The sequence below is a fragment of the Bacillus sp. AFS001701 genome (assembly GCF_002559405.1).
Classification (GTDB): Bacteria; Bacillota; Bacilli; order Bacillales; family Bacillaceae_G; genus Gottfriedia.
In genome coordinates, this window is record NZ_NTZO01000217.1 from 1 (window position 1) to 1143 (window position 1143).

10 tRNA genes are annotated in these 1143 nt (G+C 50.1%); all 10 read right to left on the reverse strand.

Annotated elements, in window-relative coordinates:
- Nucleotides 1-5: 5 nt before the first annotated feature.
- The 10 genes from CN514_RS14805 to CN514_RS14850 all read right to left on the reverse strand — a co-directional run bounded on the left by CN514_RS14805 (nt 6) and on the right by CN514_RS14850 (nt 1104).
- A tRNA-Tyr gene (locus CN514_RS14805) sits at nt 6-90 on the reverse strand.
- A gap of 10 nt (nt 91-100) precedes the next feature.
- Nucleotides 101-173: transfer RNA gene (locus CN514_RS14810), tRNA-Thr, on the reverse strand.
- A 190-nt stretch (nt 174-363) separates the two neighbouring features.
- Nucleotides 364-439 (reverse strand) — tRNA-Phe (locus CN514_RS14815).
- Between the two features lie 8 nt (nt 440-447).
- Nucleotides 448-523: transfer RNA gene (locus tag CN514_RS14820), tRNA-Asp, on the reverse strand.
- A gap of 3 nt (nt 524-526) precedes the next feature.
- Nucleotides 527-603 (reverse strand) — tRNA-Met (locus CN514_RS14825).
- A 52-nt stretch (nt 604-655) separates the two neighbouring features.
- Nucleotides 656-748 (reverse strand) — tRNA-Ser (locus CN514_RS14830).
- Nucleotides 749-756: 8 nt separating this feature from the next.
- Nucleotides 757-833: transfer RNA gene (locus CN514_RS14835), tRNA-Ile, on the reverse strand.
- 9 nt (nt 834-842) lie between these two features.
- Nucleotides 843-916: transfer RNA gene (locus CN514_RS14840), tRNA-Met, on the reverse strand.
- 28 nt (nt 917-944) lie between these two features.
- Nucleotides 945-1017: transfer RNA gene (locus tag CN514_RS14845), tRNA-Ala, on the reverse strand.
- Nucleotides 1018-1027: 10 nt separating this feature from the next.
- Nucleotides 1028-1104 (reverse strand) — tRNA-Pro (locus tag CN514_RS14850).
- Nucleotides 1105-1143 lie beyond the last annotated feature (39 nt).

Here is a 1143-nt window from a genome sequence, read left to right on the forward strand (position 1 = left end):
ATAAATGGTGGAGGGGGACGGATTCGAACCGCCGAACCCACAGGGAGCGGATTTACAGTCCGCCGCGTTTAGCCACTTCGCTACCCCTCCGGTTAAAGAGTGCCGACTAGAGGACTTGAACCCCCAACCTACTGATTACAAGTCAGTTGCTCTACCAATTGAGCTAAGTCGGCTTAATAAAAGTTATATCACTTAATTTTGTTTATTTCCATATTTAGTTCATCTCTTAGTCGTCCTTGTCTCAGGAAGGATTTCAAGATGTTGCTCGACAAGTACGCTGAGGTTTCGCTACGAAGCTTATTCGTTCGTGCTCTACCAATTGAGTTAAGTCGACTTAATAATTATTTGCTATCTATTTTAAGATGGTGGCTCGGGACGGAATCGAACCGCCGACACGAGGATTTTCAGTCCTCTGCTCTACCGACTGAGCTACCGAGCCATCTTAAATGGCGGTCCCGACCGGGATCGAACCGGCGATCTCCTGCGTGACAGGCAGGCATGTTAACCGCTACACCACGGGACCATTTGGTTGCGGGGACAGGATTTGAACCTGCGACCTTCGGGTTATGAGCCCGACGAGCTACCAGACTGCTCCACCCCGCGATAATGTAGATACTAACTAAGTTAGATCCATTCATATGAAATTTAATAAAAATGGAGGAGTAAGAGGGATTCGAACCCCCGCGGGCTGTTACACCCCTGTCGGTTTTCAAGACCGATCCCTTCAGCCAGACTTGGGTATTACTCCATTATAAGTGGTGGACCTTGTAGGACTCGAACCTACGACCGGACGGTTATGAGCCGTCTGCTCTAACCAGCTGAGCTAAAGGTCCTTAAATAAGTAGCGGCGGAGGGAGTCGAACCCACGACCTCACGGGTATGAACCGTACGCTCTAGCCAGCTGAGCTACACCGCCATAATAAGTTAATTTAAGTTTCTTTAAGTGGAGCCTAGCGGGATCGAACCGCTGACCTCCTGCGTGCAAGGCAGGCGCTCTCCCAGCTGAGCTAAGGCCCCATGTTTTAAATGGTCGGGAAGACAGGATTTGAACCTGCGACCCCCTGGTCCCAAACCAGGTGCTCTACCAAGCTGAGCCACTTCCCGTTCAGAATTACAGGTGAAATAATATGGCGCGCCCGAAAG